Raw genomic sequence first — 23,247 nt, forward strand, 5'->3', positions numbered from 1 at the left:
ACTATTTGGTGCAGGCCACGAGACGAGGAAGGACGGGTAGATGCAACTCCTCTGCCTCTCAGATCGCGATCCGGCTGATTCACTCCCCGGGCTCGACCTCCTCCCGCACGATGTGCGCACCTCGCCGCTCTCCCTCCGAGTTCCGGAGACCATGGCGGATCGATTCGATGCCGTGCTCATCGACGGCACGCTCGACGCCCGCCGTGCACGCAGCGCGTGCCTCAGCATGGTCGATGGGAGCGAGACGCCGCGCGTCGTCATCCTCCCCGAGGTGGCGCTCACGGCGCTGACCCCGGATTGGGGCGTGCAGGAGCTGCTCCTGCCGACCGCGAGCCCCGTCGAGATCGAGCTCCGGCTGCGACTGCTCGAGCGCCCCAGGGCTGCCGCGCAGCCGGCCGCCGTGCACGCCGCCGGAGTCGTCATCGACGAATCGAACTTCACCGCTCGGCTCTTCGGCCGTCCGCTCGACCTCACTTACAAGGAGTTCGAGTTGCTGCACTTCCTCGCGGGCAACCCGGGTCGCGTGTTCACGCGCGAGCAGCTGCTGAGCGAGGTGTGGGGCACCGACTACTTCGGCGGCACGCGCACCGTCGACGTGCACGTGCGACGTCTCCGTGCGAAGCTGGGCGAACACGAGGGTCTGATCAGTACGGTGCGCGGGGTCGGCTACGGCTTCGCACGGGCCCGTATCGAGGAGGAAGAGACGGAATGACGCATCTCGAGTCGTACGCCGCAACCCGCCCGTCCGACTTCGAGCTCGCCCGGCGCATCATCGCCGCGGCGCATCAGCACGATGGAGCGTCGCCCGTCTCCGATCAGGCGCTGCTCGCCGCGGCGCAGGGCGAGCGATCGCTGCTCCTGTTCCGGGGCGATGCGAACGCGGATCCCGTGGCCGTCGGCGTCGTCGGCCAGGGCGAGGTCGATCTCGTCGTGCTCCCGCAGGCGCGTGGGAACGGAGTCGGCACTGCGGCCCTCGCCGAACTGCTGCATCGCGTCGACGCCGAGGCGCTCGCGTGGGCGCACGGCGAGAATCCGGCCGCCGAGGCCCTCCTGCGCCGCGCCGGTTTCACCCCGGTGCGCTCGCTCTATCGCATGGCCCTCGATCCCGCACTGCTCCCGCAGCCCAGTTCGGACGCGGTCGCACTCGACCTGCCAGACGGGTTCGAGCTGCGCCCATTCGACCCCGAGCGGCCCGACGACGCCGGCAGGTGGGTGCGGGCGAACGCTGCAGCCTTCGCGACGCACCCCGAGCAGGGGCGCGTCACCGAATCGGACTTCGCCTTGATGCGGGCCGAAGAGTGGTTCGACCCGGAAGATCTGCTGCTCCTCATCGACGGCACCGGCGAGGCCGCGGGATCGACGTGGATCAAGACGCTCCGTGATCCCGAGGTCGAGACGGAGCTCTACGCCGTCGGAGTGCGCCCGGAGTTCGCCGGGCAGGGACTCGGGGGCCTGCTCCTCGACGCGACACTCGCTCGCATGGCGCAGCACCGGCCGCAGCGGGTCTCGCTGTACGTCGACGGCGACAACGATCGCGCCGTGCGCATGTACGAACGCGCGGGGTTCACCATCGATTCACGCAGTCGCCAGTGGAGAACGGCCTCACCGGCCTCCCCTGGTGCCACAATGGATCCATGAACGACGAACCGCGCGACCCCTCCGATGTCCGGGTCGAACTCCCAGCAGACCGGTACATCGACCGCGAGCTGAGCTGGCTCGACTTCAACCAGCGCGTGCTCGAGCTCGCAGAGGACCCGTCGACGCCGGTGCTCGAGCGGGCGAACTTCCTCGCGATCTTCGCCGCGAACCTGGACGAGTTCTTCATGGTGCGCGTCGCCGGCCTGCGACGGCGCATCATCACCGGCCTCGCGGTTCCGACGAACGTGGGACGCGCTCCGACCGACGTGCTCGCGAACATCAACCGACGCGCCTATGAGTTGCAGTTGCGGCACGCCGAGTGCTTCCGCGGTCACGTGCAGCCCGCGCTCGCCGAGTCCGGAATCAACATCGTCGACTGGGATGAGCTCGATGACGCGGATCGCGAGATCCTCACCGACTACTACGAGCAGCGGATCTACCCCGTGCTCATGCCGCTCGCCGTCGACCCGGCGCACCCATTCCCCTACATCTCCGGCCGCGCCCTCAACCTGTCGATCCGGGTGCGCAACCCGAACACCGACAAGATCGAGTTCGCGCGCCTCAAGGTGCCGCAGATGATCCCGCGCTACGTCCGCGTCGACGGTCGAGAGAGCGTCGACAACGTGCGCTTCATCCCGCTCGAAGAGCTCATCGCGAATCAGCTGGGCGGCCTCTTCCCCGGCATGGAGGTCATCGACCACCACGTCTTCCGCGTGACGCGCAATGAAGATGTCGAGATCGAAGAGGACGAGACCGAGAATCTGATTCAGGCGCTCGAGAAGGAGCTGCTGCGCCGCCGCTTCGGGCCGCCCATCCGCCTGGAGATCTCGGATGACATGGATGAGGCGACGCTCGAACTGCTCGTGCGCGAGTTCGACATCGACGAGCAGCAGGTCTACACCCTTCCGGCACCGCTCGATCTCAGCGGCCTGTTCGCCCTCACGCGGGTGGCGCGGCCCGACCTGAAGTTCAAGCCGCACATCCCGGTCACCCACCCCCAGTTCCGCGTCGGCGCTCCGAGCGACAAGCTCGACACGTTCGCCGCCATCGCTCGGCGCGAGGTGCTCGTGCACCACCCCTACGAGTCGTTCGCCACGAGTGTGCAGGCGTTCGTCGAACAGGCCGCGACCGATCCCGATGTGCTCGCCATCAAGCAGACGCTGTATCGCACCTCCGGCGACAGCCCCATCGTGGCGTCGCTCATCAAGGCCGCGGAAGCCGGCAAGCAGGTGCTCGCGCTCGTCGAGGTGAAGGCGCGGTTCGACGAAGAGGCGAACATCACGTGGGCCCGCAAGCTCGAGCAGGCCGGGGTGCACGTCGTATACGGGCTCGTCGGATTGAAGACGCACTGCAAGCTCGTCCACGTGATCCGCGAAGAAGGCGGTCGCCTCGCGCACTACTGTCATATCGGGACCGGCAACTACAATCCGAAGACCAGTCGCATCTACGAGGACTTCGGGCTGTTCACATCGTCCCCCGAGGTGGGACGCGACGTCACGAAGCTCTTCAACGTACTGTCCGGCTATGCCATCGAGACGGACTACGACCGCCTCCTCGTCGCCCCGCTGCAGCTGCGCAGCGGACTCCTCGAACGCATCGAGCGCGAGGCGGAGCATGCACGCGCCGGCCGCCCGAGCGGCATTCGGCTCAAAGGCAACTCGATGGTCGACGAGACCATCATCGACGCGCTCTACCGCGCGAGTCAGGCCGGTGTGCCCATCGACGTGTGGATGCGCGGCATCTGCTCGATCCGCGCCGAAGTGCCGGGCCTCTCCGAGACGATTCGCGTCCGGTCCGTGCTGGGCCGCTACCTCGAGCACTCGCGCATCTACTCGTTCGAGAACGGCGGAGAGCGCGAAGTGTTCATCGGCAGCGCCGACCTCATGCACCGCAACCTCGACCGTCGCATCGAGGTGCTCGTGCGCCTCGATGAGCGCGAACACCTCGAGCGCATCTCCCGCTTCTTCGACTTCGCCTTCAGCGACGACGTCTCGTCGTGGCGCATGCTGCCGGATGGCAGCTGGCATCGGAGCGTGACGAACGAGGCCGGCGAAGTGCTCCCCGATCTGCAGGATCTGGTCATGGAGGATCGCACCGAGGCGCGCCGTGCGCGGAGATCGCGGTGACGGAGGAGGTCTTCGCCGCCGGAACCGTCTGCTGGACCCGCGATGCCCGCGCTGACGGGAGCGAGCAGGTGCTCGTGCTCGTCATCCACCGACCGAAACGGCGAGACATCTCGTTTCCGAAGGGCAAGCTCGAACCAGGCGAGAGCCTGCCGCAGGCCGCGGTGCGCGAGACTCGCGAGGAGACCGGGCTGAAGGTGCGGCTCGATCAGCATCTCGGCACGATCCACTACGGACTCAGCGGCAACCGTCGGAAGACGGTGCAGTACTGGGCCGTCCAGGTCCCGAGGAAGCGTGCGCTCGAAGCCGCGTTTCAGCCGAACGGCGAAGTCGATGCGATCGAGTGGGTGCCCATCGACGAGGTGCGCGGGCGGCTCACCTATTCCGCCGATCAGGAGCTCTTCGACGTCTTCCTGAAACTGGCCGAGCACGATCACCTCGACAGCTTCTCCGTGACGCTGCTGCGCCACGGGAAAGCACTTCCGCGCGCTCAGAGCGGTGAGCCAGACCATCTCCGCCCGTTGACCGACTTCGGGAAGGCTCAAGCCGCCGCCCTGGTGCCGATCCTCGATGCATTCGGACCTCGGCGCATCTACACGTCGACGGCTGTGCGATGCGTGGAGACCGTCAGACCGTTCGCCGAGCGTCGGCGCAAACCGGCGCGACTCACCGACGCGATCAGCCAGGACTCGTGGGGTGCGGGCGAACTCGCGGGGCTGCGCGAACTGATCGCCGCGATCGTCAGCCGCGGCAAGAACGTGCTGCTCTGCAGCCACCGACCCGTGCTGCCGGATCTCGCTCGCGAGCTCGCACTCGCCACCGGAGGTCGCATCGGCGCCTATCTGGAAGAAGCGACCACGCTGCCGACCGCCGGGTTCTCCGTGTTCCATCTGTCGCGGCGGCACCCCGAGGCGGGCATCCTCTCCGTTGAGACGTACCCGCTGAAGCACTGACCCCGAAGCCTCGGGATGGCCGGAAGGGCCCCGCGGAGCAGGTGCAGCCGTCCGACGACTGCGGATGCCGGCGGCGTGAGTTCACCTGTTGTTCACCCTCTGGCAGACCCCGCGTCACGCAGGATGCTTAGCGTGGTGCTGTGGTCGTTTGAGGCCATCACCTCACATCCGTTTCCAGATTGGATCAATCTCAAGTGAAGCTCTCCGCATTCGCCAAGATCGCCGCTATCGGCGGTATTGCTGCACTCACGCTGACCTCCTGTGCCGCCAACGAAGGCGGCAGCGCCTCCGGAAGCGATGACTCGGCTGCAACCTCGAGCCTCTCCGGCGAACTCGTCGGCGCCGGCGCCTCGTCGCAGGGCTCGGCCCAGGAAGTCTGGGTCGCCGGCTTCCAGACCGCGAACCCCGACGTCACGGTGAACTACGAGCCCTCCGGCTCGGGCGCCGGCCGCGAGACCTTCCAGCAGGGCGCGAGCGCCTTCGCGGGCTCCGACCGTGCGTTCAAGGCCGAAGAGATCTCGGCGGGCCCCTTCGACGGTTGCGCCACCGGCGACATCGTCGAGTTCCCCGCCTACATCTCCCCGATCGCAGTGATCTTCAACGTCGAGGGCGTCGATTCGCTGAAGCTCGACGCACCGACCGTTGCGAAGATCTTCTCCGGCGCCATCACCAGCTGGAACGACCCGGCCATCGCCGACCAGAACCCCGACGTCGAGCTGCCCGAGGGCAACATCACTGCCGTGCACCGCTCCGACGACTCCGGCACCACGGGCAACTTCACCGAGTACCTCGCGGCAGCAGCGGCCGATGACTGGACCGCCGGTTCCATCGAGACCTGGCCGACCGAGTTCGGCGGCGAAGGCGCGCAGGGCACCTCGGGCGTCGTCAGCGCGGTGAAGAACGGCAGCGGCACCATCGGTTACGCCGACGCTTCGCAGGCCGGCGACCTCGGCACCGTCGACATCAAGGTCGGCGAGGATTACGTGCCGTACTCCCCCGAAGCCGCTGCAGCCATCGTCGACGCTTCGTCGCTTGAGGAGGGCCGCACCGAAGGCGACCTCGCCATCACGCTCGATCGCACCTCGACCGAGGACGGCGTCTACCCGATCGTGCTCGTGAGCTACCTCATCGGGTGCGCCGAGTACGAGGATGCGGCGAACGCCGAGCTCGTGAAGTCGTACTTCAGCTACATCGTGAGCGAAGAAGGCCAGTCGGCGGCTCAGGAATCGGCCGGCAACGCGCCGATCTCCGAAGATCTCCGCGGCCAGGTGCAGACCGCGATCGACTCGATCAGCTGATCTCCGAGGTGGGAAGGGCGCGGACGTGTCGCGCCCCTCCCACCTCCGATCGCCGCCAGGTGATCCCCCCAGCAGTTCCCTCCCAGACCTCGGAGACTCAGTGACCGTCACTTCCGCCCCCGCCAAGCCGGTGCTCAGCATCGGCGACCGCGTCTTCTCGCGCTCCGCGGTCTTCGCGGGCAGCATGATCCTCGTCACCCTCGCTGCCGTCGCGATCTTCCTCATCGTGCAGAGCGTCCCCGCCTTCGTCGCCACCGATGAAAGCGCGTCGCTGCTCACCAGCAACTTCTGGTCGTACGTCGGTCCGCTCGTCTTCGGTACGGTCTGGGCCGCTGCTCTCGCCCTCCTGATCGCGCTCCCGCTGGCGATCGGCATCGCCCTCTTCATCTCCCACTACGCGCCTCGCCAGCTCGCGCAGGTGCTCGGCTACATCGTGGATCTGCTCGCGGCAGTGCCGAGCGTCGTATTCGGCCTGTGGGGCATCGGCGTGCTCGCGCCCGCGGCACGCCCGATCTTCGAGTGGCTCAACACGTACCTCGGGTGGATCCCGTTCTTCAGCGGCACGGTCAGCGGCACCGGGCGCACCATCCTGACGGCCGCGCTCGTGCTCGCCGTGATGATCCTCCCGATCATGACGGCGATCTGCCGTGAGATCTTCCTGCAGGCGCCCGTGCTGCACGAGGAGGCCGCGCTGGCGCTCGGCGCGACCCGCTGGGAGATGATCCGCATGGCGGTGCTCCCCTTCGGTCGCCCCGGCATCATCTCCGCCGCCATGCTCGGCCTCGGGCGAGCGCTCGGTGAGACGATGGCCGTCGCGATGGTGCTCTCGGCCACCGGTCTCGTCTCGTTCCGGCTGCTCACCTCCGAGAACCCCTCGACGATCGCGGCGAACATCGCCCTCTCGTTCCCGGAGGCCTACGGGGAGAACATCAACGTGCTCATCGCCACCGGCCTCATCCTGTTCATCGTCACCTTCCTGGTGAACGCGCTCGCTCGCTGGATCGTGAGCCGCCGCGCCGAGTTCTCGGCGGCCAACTGATGCTCCAGCAGACCGAACCGAAACAAGAGGGGACCACTTCCGTGGCCATCACCGTCCGCCCCGTCCGCGCAGGTTCTTCGCTCGCCGGCAACCGGTTGTCGCGCTCGACGCCGTGGTTCGTGCTCGTCGGCTGCCTCGCCGCAGCGTTCGCACTCTTCGGCCTTCTCGCCGCGTCTTCCGGCAGCGAGTTCTCGATCGTGGGCGCGGTGCTCATCGGTGCGATCGCCTACGTGCTCGTGATCACGATCATGTCGGCCGCCGTCGAGGGCAGTCGCCAGGCCATGGACCGCTTCATCACGGCCATCGTCTCCGGAGCGTTCCTGCTCGCCATGGTGCCGCTGGTCTCGGTCGCGATCACCGTGGTCTCGAACGGCCTCGCACGCTTCGACGCCGAGTTCTTCAACTCCTCCATGCGCAACGTCACGGGCGAGGGCGGCGGTGCGCTCCACGCCATGATCGGCACGCTGCTGATCACGCTCGCGGCCTCGGTCATCTCGGTGCCGCTCGGCCTCATGACGTCGATCTACCTCGTCGAGTACGGACGCGGGCGGGTGGCGAAGACCATCACCTTCCTCGTCGACGTCATGACGGGCATCCCCTCGATCGTCGCCGGCCTGTTCGCCTACGCGGTCTTCGCGCTCTTCCTCGGCCCCGGCGTGCGCATGGGCATCGTCGGCGCGGTAGCCCTCTCAGTGCTGATGATCCCGGTCGTCGTCCGTTCGAGCGAGGAGATGCTCCGCCTCGTTCCCAATGAGCTGCGAGAAGCCTCGTACGCCCTGGGGGTGCCGAAGTGGCGCACCATCACCAAGGTCGTCCTGCCCACCTCCATCGCGGGCATCACCACCGGCATCATGCTCTCCATCGCTCGCGTCATCGGCGAGACGGCGCCGCTGCTCATCACCGCCGGGTTCACCGCCTCGATGAACTACGACCTCTTCTCGGACCGCATGCAGTCGCTGCCCGTGTACGTGTACACGCAGTTCATGAACCAGGGCAACCCGGCCGAAGCCTTCATCGACCGCGCCTGGGCCGCAGCGCTCGCGCTGATCCTCATCGTCATGGCGCTCAACCTGCTCGGCCGTCTCATCGCCCGCTGGTTCGCCCCTAAGACCGGCCGCTGAGCCGCTCCCCTTTCCGCTGACTCCGAACGAAAGAATCACCATGTCGAAGCGCATCGAGGTCAAAGACCTCAACGTCTACTACTCGAAGTTCCTGGCGGTCGAGGATGTCTCGATCAACATCGAACCCCGCAGCGTCACCGCGTTCATCGGCCCCTCGGGTTGCGGCAAGTCGACCTTCCTGCGCACGCTCAACCGCATGCACGAGGTCATCCCCGGCGCGCGCGTCGAAGGCGAAGTCCTGCTCGACGGAGAGGACCTCTACGGCACCGGCGTCGACCCCGTGCTCGTGCGTCGCCAGGTGGGCATGGTGTTCCAGCGCCCCAACCCCTTCCCCACCATGTCGATCCGCGACAACGTGCTCGCCGGCGTGCGACTCAACGACCGCCGCATGTCGAAGAGCGACTCCGATGCGCTCGTCGAGAAGTCGCTGGTCGGCGCGAACCTCTGGAACGAGGTGAAGGATCGCCTCGACAAGCCGGGCTCAGGGCTCTCGGGCGGGCAGCAGCAGCGACTCTGCATCGCACGCGCCATCGCCGTCGAACCCGAGGTGCTCCTCATGGACGAGCCCTGCTCGGCGCTCGACCCGATCTCGACCCTCGCCATCGAGGATCTCATCGATCAGCTCAAGCAGGAGTACACGATCGTCATCGTGACCCACAACATGCAGCAGGCCTCGCGCGTCTCCGACCGCACCGCGTTCTTCAACATCGCGGGCACGGGCAAGCCGGGCAAGCTCATCGAGTACGACGACACCTCGACGATCTTCTCCACGCCGTCCGTCCAGGCGACCGAGGATTACGTCTCGGGCCGTTTCGGGTAACTCGCCGGCGGGGCACCAGCCCCGGTGCGCGCCGGTGTTCGGCGCGCACCGGGGCTGCTGCGTTGACCGGGGTCAGTCCTCGTCGCGGTTCGGCATCTCATCGGCGTGAGGCATGCGGTCGCGATCGTAGGTGATCTCCGTGTACCCGTGCGGCACCGGCACCCCTTCTGGGCCGATGTTGACGAACACGATGCGCTCGATCGACAGGATCGTCTTGCGCGTGATCATATTTCGCACCACGGCGCGCATCGTGAGCGAGGTCCTGCCGAATTCGGTCGCGACCAGTCCCATCTCGATGAGGTCGCCCTCACGCGCAGACGCCTCGAAGTTGATCTCCGAGATCAGCTTCGTCACGACATGCGGGTTGCCGAGCTGAATGATGGCGTAGATCGCCGCCTCTTCATCGATCCAACGCAGCAGGCTCCCCCCGAAGAGCGAACCGTTCGCGTTCATGTCTTCCGGCCGCACCCACTTGCGCGTGGAGAAGTTGATGCCGTCTGCGTGCGCGTACTGAGATCTCATGCACCCGAGCTTAGAACGCGCGCATTTCGGGCAGGAGAACAGCGATGTCTCGGGATCGAGAACGCGAGCGCTTCAGGCCGCCCTCGCCAGGGCATGAAAAGACCGAGCCGCAGAAACGCCTCTCGGCGGAAGGCCGCTCGAAGCGGCGAAAATTGGAGCCCGGGGTTACTGCGGCCCGGCACGAACCAGTTTAGCGCAGCGTGCGCTCCACGCGAGGGCGTGCCGTTTGCGCTGGGCGAACGCGCTGCTGCTGCTCATCGGCGCGAACACGAGGATTCCCACCGAGAGCGACCCCATCGTCGGCGAATGCGCCCTCGTGCTCGCGCGTTTCACTCGTGCCCGCGAGTACCTCTCGACACCCACACCGTTACGAGAGCGTGCCGTCGCGCCAGCGCCTTGCACCGGCGTGGAGGTCGCTCGCGAACGTCGAGTAGCGCAGTGAACGGGTCGTGAGCTCCGAGGCGTGCGCGTCGTCGTGCACATCCCGCGTATCGGCGAGATCGGCGGCGCCGAGCGACATGATGCGGCAGTAGCTCGACGAGCGTTCGAGAGCGCCGCCCAGGTCTCCGGCGAAGACACCGCGGAGGATGGTGTCGCAGAGTCCGGCGATCGACTCCGGGGTCACCGGCTCGGCTGCACCAGCGACCACCGGATCGATCGTCGCCGTGGCTGCCGCGCCGCGGCGGAAGAGGTCAGCTGATCCTTCGGGATCAGCGTCGACGACGCGGCGCAGCAGGTACAGCCGCCACAGCACACCCGCCAGCGAGTGCGAGCTCTCGCCCGCCCACAGTTCGGCGATGTCATCGAGCCCGGTCCCCGAAGCGAGCCCGACGACTCGCTCGACGACATCGGGGTCGGCGACGCTGCGCACACGGTCGAGCAGCGCCCACGAGGTCTCCTGGGCGAGCCGGCGAGCCGCCTCCGGTTCGTCGGACCCGATGATCCAATCGAAGGTGAAACTCGGCTGCAACACAGGGCGCTGGTGATCGCGTGACATTGGCCTCTTTCACGGTTCAATCGGGACGGGAAGCGCGCGAGCGCATCGCGGACTTCGCGAGTCTACGCCGCTTCGCGCAGCACGACGCACAGCCCTCGCTCGACCCCGGGGAGTACCATTGAGGTCTCACGATGATCCACACTTCACGGTGGAAGTGCAACCCCCTGGGCGCCGCCCGGGCGAGATGGCAACGTGGTGGATGTTCCCGATACAGGGAATGCGCCCCATCATCGAAGGAGGACTGCATGAGTGCATCTGACAAGATTTCCGCAGCAGGAGACAAGCTGAAGGGCAACGCCAAGGAGGCCGCTGGCCGGGCAACCGGAGACGACAGCAAGGTCGCCGAGGGCAAGCTCGATCAGGCCAAGGGCGATATGAAGCAGGCCGGCGCGAACGCGAAGGATTCTGCAAAGGACGTCTTCGACAAGTAGTCGAAGCGGACGAGAACGGCCCTGCACTTCTTCGGGAGTGCAGGGCCGTTCTGCGTGCTCCGGCCGAGACGGTCGCGGACGCGCGTCGAGCATTCTTGCACGTGGTGCCCCCAGTAGGGATCGAACCTACGACCTGCGGATTAAAAGTCCGTAGCTCTACCGCTGAGCTATAGGGGCCAACCCGAATAGCTTAGCGGATTCGAGGCGGCCGGCTCATCTCGGCGCGACGAGCTTCGCGCACGCCGGGAGCGCACGCGTTCCGTCAGTGGATGAAGACGAGGAGTGCGGCGACGGCGACGAAGAGGCTGCCGAACACCGCGTTGAGCACCCGCTGGCCCCGAGCGGTCGCGGTGTAGCGGCGAAAGGGCCGGGCCGCCACCGCGAAGAAGCCCCACATCACGATCACGTCGACGCCGACGGCGGTCGCGACGAGGATCAGGTACTGCGGCATGATCGGTGCGTCCGTGTTGATGAACTGCGGGATGAAGGCCAAGAAGAACACGATCGCTTTGGGATTCAGCAGATTCACCCAGAATCCCCGGCGCAGCATCGCCATCCGCGTCGTCGCTTTCCGCGCCCCCTCCGAGTCGGCGGCTGGAGGCTGGGGCTTCGTGAAGATGAGGCGGAGACCGAGGTACACGAGGTAGGCAGCGCCCGCGTAACGAATCGCGTTGAAGAGTGCTGGGGTGCTGGCGACGAGCACCCCGATCCCGGCGGCGACGATGACGATGTGCACGAGCAGCGCGAGCTCTTGCCCGAGCACTCCCCAGATCGACCGGCGCCATCCGACCGCGAGTGAGTTCGACATCGTGTTGATCGCTCCGGCCCCGGGAGTGATGCAGATGACGACGGTGGCCGCCAGCAGGGAGAGCCAGATCGCGAGAGACACGAGCACAGTGTAACGGCGCGCGGGCGCGCGATTTTCACCAGGCCCCGCTCCCCTGCTAGAATTGATCGCTGTCAGGGTCTGTGGCGCAGTTGGTAGCGCGTCTCGTTCGCAATGAGAAGGTCAGGGGTTCGATTCCCCTCAGATCCACCGGTCAGAGTCTCGGTTTCCTCGTGGAGCCGAGACTCTTCTGCGTTCGGCGACTCGTCGCGAGATCGAGCTCAGGACTCAGCTCGGACGGAGCCCGAGCGCAGCGTCCGGCCCGTTACTCGGCCGCTTCCACGTGCACGCGGAGGACGTCGGGCGCGAGGCCGATGGCCCAGGCGGCCACATCGGTGACGAAGTGGTCGAAGGCGGGATGCGCGAAGTCGCCGAGGTCGTTCGCGTAGGCGCCGACGCCATCGATCGCGATGAAGATGCGGATGCAGGCGACGAGGGGGTCGGGGCACGTGAATTCCTCAGCGGCGACACCGGCCTGCAGGATCGCGACGAGCTCATCCCGATCGAGTCGCTCCTGCTCGGCGACGGCTCTGGCCAGCTCGGGGCGGAAGCGCGAGAGGTTGCGGGCGTTGAGCCAGAAACGGGCGAGGTCGATGGCGTCGCCGCTCTCGACGCGTCGGATCATCGTCGCGAGGCGTCGGGTCGGCGCACCCTCCGACGCGAAGAGCGTTGTGCGCTCGATCGATATCGCTCGCTCGAACGCCGCAATCACGAGTGCCTCGGACGACGAGAAGTAGTGGTGCACGAGGCTCGGCTGCACGCCCAGCGGCTCGGCGACCGCGCGGAGCGTCACCGATTCGAGGCCGTGAGCGATCGCGATCTCCGCGGCTCGGTCGAGAATCTGCTGACGTCGTTCGGTCGGCGCTTTACGGGTCCTCGTTGCGCGCGCGGGTGACACCATGCCTCGGAGTCTACGAGATGCGTGCCCCACGCGCTATTGAAGTGTGCTTCAATAGTGGCCGAACGCCATCTATCGAAAGAGGATTTCAATGCCGAAATCGCCCCCGACACCACCGTCATCGCTGCCGCAGCAGCTCGACCGCGCCTCCCGCCCTGAGACACGCGGCATCGACCTCGTGCCGCACGCCGAGCGACACGGACGGGCGCGCGACCTCTTCACGGTGTGGGCGGCCCCCAACATCAGCGTTCTCAACTTCACGATCGGCGCGACGCTCACGCTCGTACTGGGACTCGAGATCTGGCAGGCGCTGCTCGTCATCGTCGCAGCGCAACTGCTCTGGGTGCTCCCGGGAGTCGTCGCGATCAGCGGGCCCGCCGCCGGCACCTCCGGGTCCGTCGTGCAGCGGGCGATCTACGGGATCCGCGGCAACAAGGCGGTCATCGCGATCTACGGCTGGTTCATCTCGGGAGTATTCCTCGCCCTCAACTGGGTCGCCTCCTCGTTCATGGGCGCGGAGCTCCTCATGCGCTGGGGGTTCCCAGACCACCTCGCCGCCCTGATCCTCGTCTCCATCGCGGTCTCGGCCTGCACCGTGCTCATCGCGGTGTTCGGCCACGGACTGATCCTCCGCTCCTACACCTGGGTGACGATCGGCCTCCTGCTCGTGTTCGTCATCGTGACCGCCTGCATCCTGCCGCGGGTCGACTTCGGATACGCGCAGCCGGAGCCGCTGACGGGCCTGGCCCTCTGGTCGAGCATCACGATCGGCTTCGCGATCCTCGCCTCCACACCGCTCTCGTACTCGAACAGCGCCGACCTCGCGCGCTACCTGCCGGCCACCACGAGCCCCAAGCGCATCATCGCCGCGACGGCGCTCGGCGGCGCCCTGCCGAGCGCCGTCTTCGTTTCGGTGGGCGCGCTGCTCGGCACCACAGTCTCCCCGGACGGGGCTTCGGAAGGAATCGAGTACGTGCTCTTCGAGTTGCTGCCCGGTTGGCTGGGACCGGTCTTCGTACTCGGCGTCATCGTGAACACCGTCGCGCTGAACGGGATGACCACCTACACGGCCAGCATGGCGTTCCAATCCATCGGCGTGCCGATCCGGCGCATCCCCTCCGCGATCCTCATCGGAGCGCTCGGGACCGGGCTCACAATCGTGCTCGTGCTGTCGACCACCCTGCTCGGTGCCGTGAACCTCATGCTCCAGTTCCTGATCGTCATCTCCGCCCCGACCATGGCGGTGTACGTCGCCGACATCGTGCTGCGGCAAGGCCGCTACGACGGCCTGATGCTCTTCGACGAACGCCCCGGCGGGCCGTTCTGGTATCGCGGCGGATTCGGCATGCCCGGGCTCCTGGCTGTGGTCTCGGGCGGCACAGCGGCGGCACTCTGCATCTCGACTGACGTGTGGACTGGGCCGATAGCGGTGGCGCTCGGATACCTCGACCTGTCGGTACCGGCCGGCATGCTCGTGTCGGCCGCGCTCTACTGGGTGTTCGCCGGTCGCTCGATCAAGCGGGGAGCGAACGCGTGAGCGGGGACGACGCCGAGTGCCGCCGCACCGTCGACCCGTGCGAAGCGCGGCCGACGCTCGACACGTGGCAGGATGCACCGCATCAGCCCTGGTCATTCGCGCACCTGTCCGAGCTCCTGCCGACCGCTCCCGTATCCCGCATCGCCGAGCGCCGGCCTGAGCACGGACGGGGGCAGGGGCTCGAAGCGCTGGAAGCGCTCGTGCCGGGCCTGCGCGCACGGCTCGATGCGACGCACACCGACGCGTTCCTCGTACTCCGAGGCGCTGAGGCGACCGCCGAATACGCCCGTTCCGGGCACTCGGTCGACGCCCCGCACCTGCTCATGAGTGTTTCGAAGTCGCTGTGCAGCACCGTCGTCGGCGCGCTCGTGGGCGAAGGGCGCATCGACACCGCGGCGCCGATCACCGCGTATGTGCCCGAGCTCTGCGGTTCGGTGTTCGACGGGCCCAGCGTGCAGCAGCTCCTCGACATGGAGATATCGATCGACTACTCCGAGAACTACCTCGACCCACGGTCAGAGGTGCAGACGCACGATCGCGCTTCAGGGTGGCGCAGCAGGCAGCCGAACGATCCGGCGCACGACCGCGCCTTCCTGAGGACACTGCGAGGGCTCGGCGCCGTCGGCGAGTTCCAGTACTGCTCCGCATCGACGGATGTACTCGCATGGATCGTCGAGCGGGCGAGCGGGCTGAGGTATCCGCAGGCCCTCTCCCAGTACCTCTGGGCGAAGATCGGGGCGGATCGCGATGCGTCGATCACCGTCGACGCGACGGGCTTCGGATACGCCAACGCCGGCGTCTCGTGCACCGCGCGCGACCTCGCCCGCGTGGGTCGCATGATCCTCGACCGCGGTCTCGCTCCAGGAGGCCGCGTTGTTCCAGGCGAGTGGACGGACGCGCTGCTCGCCGGCGGATCGGCGACGGCGATGGCACCGAGTGGATGGACGGCGGCGTTTCCCGGCGGCAGCTACACCCGGCAGTGGTGGTGCACCGGAAACTCCCGCGGCAACATCGCCGCGATCGGGATCCACGGCCAGCACCTCTGGCTCGATCCGCCGAGTGACAGCGTCATCGTGAAGCTCTCGTCGTGGCCCGGGCCCGACGACGATGCTGCGCATGCTGAGCAGACGCGCTTGCTCATGGACGTGTGCGAAGCGCTCGACGCGACCTGAACGAACGGGGAGTCGACCAGAGTTCTGAGCTCGGTGCAGGTTGCCGACTGACCACTGAGCAAGCCGACGGGTGTCTCAACCGGCGTTGCGGCGACGGCGAAGCACGGCGTCGAGATCGGGCATGCCGGTGGCAGTATCGCCCACCACGCCCATGTTGCGGAGTCGCTGGCTCGCCTCCTGCTGCTGGGCGCGCAGTTCGCGCTGCCTGGCCTGCTCCCGCAGGCGCGCGTCCTCAGCGGCCTGCGCCTGCTGGCGCGCCTGCTCTTCAGCCGCAGCCGACGCTGCAGCGGCACGAGGATCGACCGGCGTCTCTGCGGCCTGAGCGAGCTGCTTGCGCACTTCGCGCAGCAGCATCGAATCCGTCTGGTTCTCCTGCGGCGCGGGGCGCTCCGCACGAGCGCGGGCCCGAGCACGGGCGAGTTCGATGCGCTCCGCGGCCGCGCGCTGAGCTTCCGCGTGCGCCGTCGCAGCGGCCGCCGCATGCGCGGGGTCCGGCGCCTCGACGAGTTGCGGCGCGGATTCCACCACTGCGGTCGCGATCGCCGTGGTCACCTGCTCGGCGGGAACCGCCTGCACTCGTGCTCGACCGGGAGCGAGAAGCACGAGCGCACCGCTCGAAGCGGCGAAGAGTGCGGCCGAACCGATCAGCATCGAGGGCCCGCTTCCACCGATCGCGAAGCCGGCGCCGACGAGCAGCCCGATGAGCCCGAGCAGGGCCCCGAGAGCGGCGGTCGCGCGCACGCGCCGCGCCACCGGTTTCCGCAGCTTCGCCGCACGTTCGGCTGCCGCCTGCTTGCGCTGCATCTGTCGGGCTCGAATCTCTGCACGCACCTGTTCTGCCTCCGCTTCTGCCAGAGCGGCTCGTCGCTCGGCATCTTGACGCTTCTGCGCGCTTCGCAGCATGCGTTCATGCGCGAGCGCCTCCCGCGCTGTGGCCTCGAGACGCACCTCTTGCGGCACCTCAGAGGTCTCCGCCAGCAGGCGAAGGGTGCGCTGGAGCCTCAGCGCATTCTTCTCGGCCGCGCGGAACTCGCGCCGTCGTGCCCAGTTGGGAACCAGCACGGCACCCCACAGGAGCGCGGCGATCACGAAGATCACGCCTCCGCCCAGTACGCCGCCAGTCATGGGGATCACTGTACGGCGTCCGCGCGAGGCGCTGTCATCGGCGCGCCGCGATGCTGCGATGCCACCGCGAATGCGGCGCCGGAGCGCTCAGTCCCGGGATACCCTCGCGACGTAGCCAGCGCTCGCATCGCTTCGCAGAGCGACGAAGACGTCGTGATCGCGCCAGGCCCCATCGATGTGTATGTACGATTCCCTGCGCCCTTCGCGGCGCAGCCCCAGCTTCTCGACGACCCGGAGCGACGGGTCGTTCTCAGGCCGGATGCACACTTCGACGCGATGCAGGCCGAGAGCGGAGAAGAGATGATCGATCACGAGCGCCACAGCCGTCGTGGTGACGCCCCGACCGGCAACGTGCTCCGAGACCCAATAGCCGAGCTGCGACGACTGCAGCGCTCCGCCGCTGATCTCGGACACGCTGAGTTGCCCGACGACGACGCCGTCGTAGAGGATCACGAAGGGCATGCCGCTTCCGGCTCGCAACTGCCTGCGCAGGGTGCGGATCATCGGCCGCATCGACACGGATCCCGGAACGACGCTGCGACCCGATGGGTGCGTCGCCTCCCACCGCTGCAGCCAGGAACGATTGTCGGTGAGGAGCCTGCGCAGCGGCTCCGCATCCGCCCAGCGGATGATCCGCACTGCCACGCGACCCGACGCGAGCAGCCCCGGGTCGTCGATCTCGCGGCCGAGCGGCACCTCGGTCAGCCCTCGGAGCGCTGCTCGCGGAGGCGGTCCGCGAAGCCGATGACCCACTCGGTGATCTCGTCGCCGAGCTCTTCGTGGTCGACGCCGAGCAACACGTTCGCCTTGATCCAATCGGCGCGGTCGCCGGTGTCGTAGCGCCGCCCGCGGAAGATCACACCGTAGACGGGGCCGTCGCCCTTGCCCTTCGCCAGATAGTTCAGCGCATCGGTGAGCTGGATCTCGCCGCCGCGCCCCGGCGGCAGCTCATCGATGACGTCGAAGATCTCGGGCCGCAGCACATACCGTCCGATGATGGCGAGGTTCGACGGCGCCTCCTCGGCGGAGGGCTTCTCGATGAGCCCCGTGATGCGCACGACGTCGGGATCATCCGTGGTCTCGACCGCTGCGCATCCATACAGGTGCACTGACTCGCGCGGCACCTCCATGAGCGCGATGACCGTGGCGCCGCGGGAGTCGTGCTCCGCGATCATGCGATCGAGCAGCGGGTCGCGTGGATCGATGAGGTCATCGCCGAGCAGCACGGCGAAGGACTCGTCGCCGACGTGGCAGCGCGCGCGGCCGACTGCGTGACCGAGCCCGAGGGGCTGCCCCTGACGCAGGAAGTGCACCTCAGCGACCTCGCTCGACTCGCGCACCTTGTCGAGCTTGCCCTCGTCGCCCTTGCGCTCGAGCGAGTACTCGAGCTCGGGAACGCTGTCGAAGTGGTTGAGCAGGTTGTCCTTGTTCCGACCCGTGATGATCAGCACATCGCCCAGCCCGGCCGACGCGGCTTCTTCGACCACGTACTGAATCGCCGGCTTGTCGACGATCGGCAGCATCTCCTTCGGCATGGCCTTCGTGGCCGGGAGGAAACGGGTGCCGAGCCCTGCGGCCGGCACAACGGCCTTCGTCACCGAACGGCTGTGCTTCACCTGCGTGTCAGTCATGAGGTCAGCCTATCCTCCGCGCCCGAGGCGGCAAAGTCGTGCCGGTGGGCTCGCCTCAGACCTATGCTGAGTGCTATGTCTCAGCAGGTGCGCTCGGAGAAGATCGCGGTGCGAGCAGAAGTTCGCGCCCGACGCGCCTCGGCGTCTCCACGCGAACGCGAGCGGCGGCGCGACGCGCTCGCCGGGCAGCTCGTCGACCTGGTCTCCGACTTCGGCGCACGATCGGTGACCGCCTACGTGCCGCTCGGCAGCGAGCCCGACATCGGCGCGTTCTTGGAGTGGGCGTCGCACGCGGGCGTGCGCGTGCTGCTCCCGGTGGCGCTGCCAGGTCATCGCATCGAGTGGGCGATCGACACGGGCGCCCGGATCGAGGGTCGGCACGGGATCCTCGAACCCGAGGGCCCCAGACTCGGCACCGAGGCGGCGGGCGACGTCGATCTGCTGCTCGTTCCCGCGTGCGCGGTCGACGCGAGCGGGACCCGTCTGGGGTGGGGGCTCGGGTACTACGACCGGATGCTCGCGACACTGCATCGTCGCCCACCGGTCTACGCGGTCATCGACGACGAGGACGTGTATCCGTCCCTTCCCCGAGATGCCCACGACGTGCCCGTCGCCGGTGCGGTCACACCGACGCGCATCCTGCGGTTCGCCGACCCGCGAGAGGTGTAGGCCCGCGTCCGCGGAACCGTGCTGGCTCGGCGCTCGCGCGAGCGCGAAGAGGTATCATTGGTGCTTGTGCCTACGTACGCTTATCGCTGCTCTGAATGCGGCCACGCCTTCGATATCTATCAGGCGTTCTCCGACGCATCGTTGACCGAGTGCCCCGAGTGCGGGGGCACGCTGCGCAAGGTGTTCGGTTCGCTCGGCGTGACCTTCAACGGTTCCGGGTTCTATCGCACCGATTCCCGGTCTTCCGGCAGCTCATCGGACTCCGGCGCAGGATCGGCTTCGAAGTCGTCAGGGTCGAAGTCGGACTCCGGGTCGAAGTCGGGCTCGGGATCGAGCTCGGGCTCCTCCTCCAGCGGGTCGTCCGGCGGGTCGTCGTCCAGCTGAGCCGATCGGCTACCCCCAGTGGGGCGGCCGATCTCGGCTGAGCGCCTCGTCGCGCGCCGATCGTGTTCCGGCACCGCGCGCGCCGGCCGCGCCGGGCTCGCCCCAGCCCTCCGGCAGGTCCTCAGCAGCGCGCCCGTCAAGCGGGTGCTGCGACGGATGCTGATCGACGCCGGGCGCAGCTGGACGACTGGCGCGACGAGAGCGGCGCTCACGCGGCGACTCCCCTCCGTTCGCGCTCATGCGCGATCGGATCCGGCTGCGCCCTCCCCCGCGTCGTACCCGACGATCCGCGCGATGCGCAGCGCGACCTCGTCGGGATCGGCGAAGAGATCGAAGCTCTGCACGCGGTGGTAGTGCCAGCCCAGACGACGGAGCACCGCAGGTCGCAGCCTCAGCGTGTCGCGAAGGCTGTCACCCCGGTAGTCGCCGGCGGCACCGAGGTCGAGGTCGATCGCGATTGCGCGATCCTCGAGCGACGCCGCGAGCGGAATGGCTCCGCGGTAGTCCATCGCGACGGTCAGCCCGAGCGCTGCAAGCCGATCGGCGAGTTCCCCGAGCATCGGATCCCGCTCGGCGGGCAGTGACGGCGCCTCCGGCTCCGGATGCTCGAAGGCCAGGAGCTCCGCGAGTTCGACGACCCCGTGCTTGATGCGGGCGCGATCGAGGTCCTCCGGCTTGAAGCAGCTGACGATCGTCATCGCACGACGCGCGCGGGTCATGGCGACCGCGAGCAGGCGCTCGCCGCCCGGGCGACCGAGGCCGCCGAAGTTCGACAGCACGCGCCCGTGGGGCGTGCGCCCGAAGCCGATGGAGAAGATCACGCGATCACGACTCTGCGCCGTCGCCTGCTCGAGCGTGAGCACTGCGAACGGCTCTGCGCGCTCGCCGAGCAGGAAGTCGCGATACTGCGGGAACTTCGAGAAAGCCTGCAGCACGGCCTGATACACCCGCACCGCATGCCGCTCGCTCGCAGTGATGACCATCAGCGACTCGCCCGAGCGGTCGCTCGCGTGCTGCAGCACCAGCTGCACCACGCGTTCGACCTCGGCGTCGGTGCTCTCGACCGCGCCGGTCTGCTGATCGGGGAGCCCCTGGCCGCCGCGCACGAACTCGTACGTCAGGCTCGAGTGGTTGAGGAAGCTTCCGGCCCAGGGCAGCGACTGAATCGCCCCGCCGTAGAAGCGGCTGTTCACCAGGTTCGTGAGGTCTTCGCCGCCGGCCCGATAACTGCGGGTGAGCGTCAGGGTCGGCAGCACCTCGCCGAGCTGCGCGAATGCCGAGCTGCGGTGCAGTGCGTCGGCGTCGACCGCTTCGCGCTCTTCATCCGACGCGCCCACGGCGATGTCGAAGTGCGAGGGCGTCTGCGTCATGGTGTCGCCGAAGGCGATGACCTGGTCCGCGCGTCGAATGGCGCCGAGGTTCTCGGCGAGCGTCGTCGCTCCAGCATCGACCACCACCGCGGCGTCGAAGCGCATCGAGTCGGGCAGCATGGCGACCTCGTACGGCGACATCGTCCACACGGGGGCGAGCACGCCGAGCAGGTTGGGAGCTCGCTGGGCGAGCGACTGCGGCGAGACGTATCCGCTGCGCAGCGCCTCCCGCATCGCGAGAGCCTCCTGCTTGAAGTCAAGCACCGCGATGCGCCACGAGTCGGCGAGCGAGGCTGCGAGCAGCGCACCGTTCGCTCCCGCGTGCGCGTCGTCGACGAGGCGGAAGTCGGCCTCGAGTCGTTCGATGACGCTCGTGTTCGCGCTCAGCAACGCCTCATTGCTCTGCAGCATGCGTTCGAGCGCGGATTGCCACCAGGCCAGTTCGAGCTCGTCGGCGACGTCTTCAGCTGGCACGTGGCGCGCTGAGAGGTCGTCGAGCAGGGGCTCGAGGTGCGCCGAACGCATGCGCTCGACGATGGCGGTGCGCTCCTGGATGTTCTGCAGCACCTCGGACTCGCGGGCGAGATCCGAAATGCGGCTCGCGAGCCGGGCGAGCGACTGCGTCTTCAGCCGATCGGCGTCCGCCGTGGTGCCGAGCACGCGATCGAGCGCGTCGAGATCTTGGTACGCCGACTGGAAGGCGACGACGACATCCGAGATGCCGAGCGGAACCTCCGGGCGGGCTCCGACCACCGTCGTGTATCGCTGCCAGAGCACGCGCTGCTGCTGGATTTGCACGAGTCGCGAGTACATGTCGGAGATGTGCACCCCGGGTCGCACGTACTCGCGGGCGAGCTTGCGGAGCCGTCGCTTGTTCGCCGCCGACATCTCGTCATCTCCCCGCGGGGCGTGCGCGGCGATGACCTCGGTGAGCGACCGGTCGTACACCTCGGGAGTGAAGCGGTCGAGGGTCTCCCGGATGCCCATGAGCAACCGGAGATAGACGCCGAGCTCGGCGATCGTCTCGTACGGGCGCATCGACGTCTGGCCGATGAGCTCGTTCGACATCGAGATCAGACGCGGCAGCTGGGACTCGGCGAGATCCACCGCCGTACCGTAGGCCGAGCGCGCCTCCTCGGTCGTGCTGAAGCTGACGCCGTACCAGGGCGAATCCTCCGGGCCGTACTGGAACTGCCCCAATCGGGCGACCTCGGTGAGCGCTTCGGCGACCGAGGATCGATCGAGGGTGAGCTGGCCGAGAGCCTGGTCGTCGAGCCGCACCGTCGTACTCGGCGGCCGCTCCTCGAGCGACAGGGCGGTGAGCCTGCGCAGCGCGTCGAGCGGCGAGACGCCGAAGCGCTCGTCGGGTGCGGAGAGCGCCGTCTGATAGTCGAGCAGCACGCCGCGCAGTCGCACCAGTGCTTCATCGACGTCGCGCAGTTGCTCAGTTCGGGCGTTCTCGTTCCGGCTGATCGACTCGACCAGATTGCGCCGCAGACGGCGCGGGCTGACCGAGAGACCCGCGAGACCCACACGGGCCAACCGGTGCGTGATGCCGTCGAGCGTCGCGCGCCGCGGGGAGACGACGAGCACGCGCTTGCCGGCGCGCACGAGGTTGCCGATCGCGTTCACGACGGTCTGCGTGCCGCCGGTGCCCGGGAGAGTGTGCACGACGAGCGAATGGCCGGCGTCGATCTGCGCGAGCACATCGTCCTGCTCCGCGTCAGCGTCGTAGAGGGTCCGATCAGTATCGGGCGACCGCTCATCGGGCGGCGTCGCCGAGACGGGACGATAGGTCGCGGCGAGCTGACGTTTCGCCGGTTCGTTCCCGCAGACCGCAGCGAGCACGGGTGACGTCAGGTCCTTCGCGTCGGCCACCATCGACTGGGCTACATTGTGGAACGACGAGACGACGAGGCGCGGCTGCACCACGAACCCCGGCACCCCGGCCGCCATCTGCCGCAACCGATCGATCACGGGCTGGGGCTTGAAGACGCCCTCCGACTGCGACAGCTCGATGAGGGAGCGCGCATCGACGCTGATGCCGAACTGCTCGCGCATCGCGCGGATCAACTCGGAGTTCACCACGGGGAACTGCTTCAGCTTGAGCTCGAAGTCACGACCGTAGCGACGGATGGCGAGCGGGCGGAGCAGCACCGGCGCGCAGAACTCTTCGCCCTCGAATTCCCACTTCGCGATCCCGACACCCAGGTTGACGGTCTCGAGCCCACGGACGGTGCGCATCTCGATCGCCTTGTCGGTGACTCGGCCGGCGGCCTTGCGGGCGTGCCGCAGGGCGAGATCGTCACGGATGAGCGCGGAGAGGAGGATCTTATTGCCCGTAATGAACTGCGGGAGCCCGCCGGGGTGGGTCGTCGAGAGCTCGATGCGGTTGAACGGTCGATCATCGAAGTGCAGCAGGGCGTTCTTCCCGCCGATGCTGGCGAGCTCGCGCCGCCAGTCGGCGTGCTCGTCGGCGTACACGTCGACGAGCGATACCGGTCCGCTCAGCTCGGCTGCGAGGTCGGGCTCATCACGGGGCGCCGGGGAAGGCGCCTTGGCGAGCGCGCCCTCGTTCACCGGCTGCTCCGCGACGTTCTGCGTCTGCGCCGCCGCTTCCGAGTCCACGCCGT

The 23,247-nt window shown here is 67.9% G+C and carries 21 protein-coding genes, 2 tRNA genes and 1 pseudogene; 14 read left to right on the plus strand and 10 right to left on the minus strand.

Annotation, left to right across the window (positions count from 1 at the left end):
- Window positions 1-40 precede the first annotated feature (40 nt).
- The 8 genes from JE033_RS05305 (at window position 41) to pstB (ending at window position 8,992) form a co-directional block, all read left to right on the plus strand.
- A complete protein-coding gene (locus JE033_RS05305; protein ID WP_090146950.1) occupies window positions 41-712 on the plus strand; it encodes a winged helix-turn-helix domain-containing protein in 672 nt (223 codons plus the stop codon).
- A complete protein-coding gene (mshD, locus tag JE033_RS05310; protein ID WP_200329922.1) occupies window positions 709-1,638 on the plus strand; it encodes a mycothiol synthase in 930 nt (309 codons plus the stop codon). The genes JE033_RS05305 and mshD overlap by 4 nt, the downstream gene beginning before the upstream one ends.
- On the plus strand, window positions 1,635-3,764 hold the full coding sequence (locus JE033_RS05315) for an RNA degradosome polyphosphate kinase (protein WP_090146946.1): 2,130 nt from the start codon (window positions 1,635-1,637) through the stop codon (window positions 3,762-3,764). Before mshD ends, JE033_RS05315 begins: the two co-directional genes overlap by 4 nt.
- Window positions 3,761-4,714: an NUDIX domain-containing protein gene (locus JE033_RS05320; protein ID WP_200329924.1), complete on the plus strand. Its 954-nt coding sequence runs from the start codon at window positions 3,761-3,763 to the stop codon at window positions 4,712-4,714. Before JE033_RS05315 ends, JE033_RS05320 begins: the two co-directional genes overlap by 4 nt.
- 194 nt (window positions 4,715-4,908) lie before the next feature.
- The gene (pstS, locus tag JE033_RS05325) at window positions 4,909-6,012 is read left to right on the plus strand and encodes a phosphate ABC transporter substrate-binding protein PstS (RefSeq protein WP_090146941.1); all 1,104 of its coding nucleotides are present in this window, start codon (window positions 4,909-4,911) and stop codon (window positions 6,010-6,012) included.
- Window positions 6,013-6,112: 100 nt separating this feature from the next.
- Window positions 6,113-7,051: a phosphate ABC transporter permease subunit PstC gene (pstC, locus tag JE033_RS05330; RefSeq protein ID WP_090146939.1), complete on the plus strand. Its 939-nt coding sequence runs from the start codon at window positions 6,113-6,115 to the stop codon at window positions 7,049-7,051.
- Entirely contained in the window at window positions 7,051-8,172 is a 1,122-nt protein-coding gene (gene pstA, locus JE033_RS05335; RefSeq protein ID WP_090146937.1) for a phosphate ABC transporter permease PstA, read from the plus strand. Before pstC ends, pstA begins: the two co-directional genes overlap by 1 nt.
- Before the next feature lie 40 nt (window positions 8,173-8,212).
- Window positions 8,213-8,992 (plus strand): phosphate ABC transporter ATP-binding protein PstB, encoded by a 780-nt coding sequence (gene pstB / locus JE033_RS05340; protein ID WP_200329926.1) that lies wholly within the window; start codon window positions 8,213-8,215, stop codon window positions 8,990-8,992.
- Window positions 8,993-9,064: 72 nt separating this feature from the next.
- Here pstB and JE033_RS05345 read toward each other — a convergent pair whose 3' ends face one another.
- Together JE033_RS05345 and JE033_RS05350 are read right to left on the minus strand one after the other, a co-directional pair.
- On the minus strand, window positions 9,065-9,514 hold the full coding sequence (locus JE033_RS05345; RefSeq protein WP_090146932.1) for an acyl-CoA thioesterase: 450 nt from the start codon (window positions 9,512-9,514) through the stop codon (window positions 9,065-9,067).
- Between the two features lie 367 nt (window positions 9,515-9,881).
- Window positions 9,882-10,511 (minus strand): hypothetical protein, encoded by a 630-nt coding sequence (locus tag JE033_RS05350; RefSeq protein ID WP_090146930.1) that lies wholly within the window; start codon window positions 10,509-10,511, stop codon window positions 9,882-9,884.
- A gap of 245 nt (window positions 10,512-10,756) precedes the next feature.
- On the opposite strand from JE033_RS05350, the gene JE033_RS05355 reads away from it, so the two are divergent.
- Window positions 10,757-10,942, plus strand: coding sequence for a CsbD family protein (locus JE033_RS05355; RefSeq protein WP_090146928.1), 186 nt, complete (start codon window positions 10,757-10,759; stop codon window positions 10,940-10,942).
- A gap of 102 nt (window positions 10,943-11,044) precedes the next feature.
- Here the strand turns inward: JE033_RS05355 and JE033_RS05360 are convergent.
- Both JE033_RS05360 and JE033_RS05365 read right to left on the minus strand, forming a co-directional pair.
- A tRNA-Lys gene (locus JE033_RS05360) sits at window positions 11,045-11,119 on the minus strand.
- An 85-nt stretch (window positions 11,120-11,204) separates the two neighbouring features.
- Window positions 11,205-11,831, minus strand: a complete 627-nt coding sequence (locus tag JE033_RS05365) for a LysE family transporter (RefSeq protein ID WP_200329929.1) — start codon at window positions 11,829-11,831, stop codon at window positions 11,205-11,207.
- Between the two features lie 74 nt (window positions 11,832-11,905).
- On the opposite strand from JE033_RS05365, the gene JE033_RS05370 reads away from it, so the two are divergent.
- Window positions 11,906-11,978 (plus strand) — tRNA-Ala (locus JE033_RS05370).
- Between the two features lie 115 nt (window positions 11,979-12,093).
- On the opposite strand, the gene JE033_RS05375 is transcribed toward JE033_RS05370, so the two are convergent.
- Complete coding sequence (locus JE033_RS05375; RefSeq protein WP_090146925.1) at window positions 12,094-12,729, minus strand: TetR/AcrR family transcriptional regulator; 636 nt, start codon at window positions 12,727-12,729, stop codon at window positions 12,094-12,096.
- 88 nt (window positions 12,730-12,817) lie between these two features.
- Here JE033_RS05375 and JE033_RS05380 point away from each other — a divergent pair, with 88 nt between their 5' ends.
- Together JE033_RS05380 and JE033_RS05385 are read left to right on the plus strand one after the other, a co-directional pair.
- A complete protein-coding gene (locus JE033_RS05380) occupies window positions 12,818-14,263 on the plus strand; it encodes a cytosine permease (RefSeq protein WP_200329931.1) in 1,446 nt (481 codons plus the stop codon).
- Window positions 14,260-15,435, plus strand: coding sequence for a serine hydrolase (locus tag JE033_RS05385; RefSeq protein WP_200329933.1), 1,176 nt, complete (start codon window positions 14,260-14,262; stop codon window positions 15,433-15,435). The genes JE033_RS05380 and JE033_RS05385 overlap by 4 nt, the downstream gene beginning before the upstream one ends.
- Before the next feature lie 75 nt (window positions 15,436-15,510).
- Here JE033_RS05385 and JE033_RS05390 read toward each other — a convergent pair whose 3' ends face one another.
- The 3 genes from JE033_RS05390 to galU all read right to left on the minus strand — a co-directional run bounded on the left by JE033_RS05390 (window position 15,511) and on the right by galU (window position 18,191).
- Window positions 15,511-16,560 (minus strand): hypothetical protein, encoded by a 1,050-nt coding sequence (locus JE033_RS05390; protein ID WP_200329935.1) that lies wholly within the window; start codon window positions 16,558-16,560, stop codon window positions 15,511-15,513.
- Window positions 16,561-16,647: 87 nt separating this feature from the next.
- A complete protein-coding gene (locus JE033_RS05395; protein ID WP_090147447.1) occupies window positions 16,648-17,256 on the minus strand; it encodes a GNAT family N-acetyltransferase in 609 nt (202 codons plus the stop codon).
- Window positions 17,257-17,261: 5 nt separating this feature from the next.
- Window positions 17,262-18,191 carry a UTP--glucose-1-phosphate uridylyltransferase GalU gene (gene galU, locus JE033_RS05400; protein ID WP_200329937.1) on the minus strand — a complete coding sequence of 310 codons (930 nt, stop codon included), beginning with the start codon at window positions 18,189-18,191 and terminating at the stop codon, window positions 17,262-17,264.
- A gap of 75 nt (window positions 18,192-18,266) precedes the next feature.
- Here galU and JE033_RS05405 point away from each other — a divergent pair, with 75 nt between their 5' ends.
- Both JE033_RS05405 and JE033_RS14890 read left to right on the plus strand, forming a co-directional pair.
- Window positions 18,267-18,860, plus strand: coding sequence for a 5-formyltetrahydrofolate cyclo-ligase (locus tag JE033_RS05405; protein ID WP_200329939.1), 594 nt, complete (start codon window positions 18,267-18,269; stop codon window positions 18,858-18,860).
- Between the two features lie 66 nt (window positions 18,861-18,926).
- Window positions 18,927-19,019 (plus strand): annotated as a pseudogene (locus JE033_RS14890) (FmdB family zinc ribbon protein); the annotation flags it as partial.
- A 62-nt stretch (window positions 19,020-19,081) separates the two neighbouring features.
- On the opposite strand, the gene JE033_RS14895 reads toward JE033_RS14890, so the two are convergent.
- Window positions 19,082-19,456: a hypothetical protein gene (locus JE033_RS14895; protein ID WP_370567938.1), complete on the minus strand. Its 375-nt coding sequence runs from the start codon at window positions 19,454-19,456 to the stop codon at window positions 19,082-19,084.
- 24 nt (window positions 19,457-19,480) lie between these two features.
- The gene (locus JE033_RS05415) at window positions 19,481-23,242 is read right to left on the minus strand and encodes an AAA family ATPase (protein ID WP_200329943.1); all 3,762 of its coding nucleotides are present in this window, start codon (window positions 23,240-23,242) and stop codon (window positions 19,481-19,483) included.
- Window positions 23,243-23,247 lie beyond the last annotated feature (5 nt).

Origin of the sequence: Leucobacter sp. L43 (genome assembly GCF_016597785.1) — a bacterium.
Taxonomy (GTDB): Bacteria; Actinomycetota; Actinomycetes; order Actinomycetales; family Microbacteriaceae; genus Leucobacter; species Leucobacter alluvii.

Coding starts and splice junctions, on each gene's coding strand:
- JE033_RS05305 (WP_090146950.1), top strand. CDS start 41: ATGCAACTCCTCTGCCTCTCAGATCGCGATCCGGCTGATTCACTCCCC.
- mshD (WP_200329922.1), top strand. CDS start 709: ATGACGCATCTCGAGTCGTACGCCGCAACCCGCCCGTCCGACTTCGAG.
- JE033_RS05315 (WP_090146946.1), top strand. CDS start 1,635: ATGAACGACGAACCGCGCGACCCCTCCGATGTCCGGGTCGAACTCCCA.
- pstA (WP_090146937.1), top strand. CDS start 7,051: ATGCTCCAGCAGACCGAACCGAAACAAGAGGGGACCACTTCCGTGGCC.
- pstB (WP_200329926.1), top strand. CDS start 8,213: ATGTCGAAGCGCATCGAGGTCAAAGACCTCAACGTCTACTACTCGAAG.
- JE033_RS05345 (WP_090146932.1), bottom strand. CDS start 9,514: ATGAGATCTCAGTACGCGCACGCAGACGGCATCAACTTCTCCACGCGC.
- JE033_RS05350 (WP_090146930.1), bottom strand. CDS start 10,511: ATGTCACGCGATCACCAGCGCCCTGTGTTGCAGCCGAGTTTCACCTTC.
- JE033_RS05355 (WP_090146928.1), top strand. CDS start 10,757: ATGAGTGCATCTGACAAGATTTCCGCAGCAGGAGACAAGCTGAAGGGC.
- JE033_RS05375 (WP_090146925.1), bottom strand. CDS start 12,729: ATGGTGTCACCCGCGCGCGCAACGAGGACCCGTAAAGCGCCGACCGAA.
- JE033_RS05380 (WP_200329931.1), top strand. CDS start 12,818: ATGCCGAAATCGCCCCCGACACCACCGTCATCGCTGCCGCAGCAGCTC.
- JE033_RS05390 (WP_200329935.1), bottom strand. CDS start 16,560: ATGACTGGCGGCGTACTGGGCGGAGGCGTGATCTTCGTGATCGCCGCG.
- galU (WP_200329937.1), bottom strand. CDS start 18,191: ATGACTGACACGCAGGTGAAGCACAGCCGTTCGGTGACGAAGGCCGTT.
- JE033_RS05405 (WP_200329939.1), top strand. CDS start 18,267: ATGTCTCAGCAGGTGCGCTCGGAGAAGATCGCGGTGCGAGCAGAAGTT.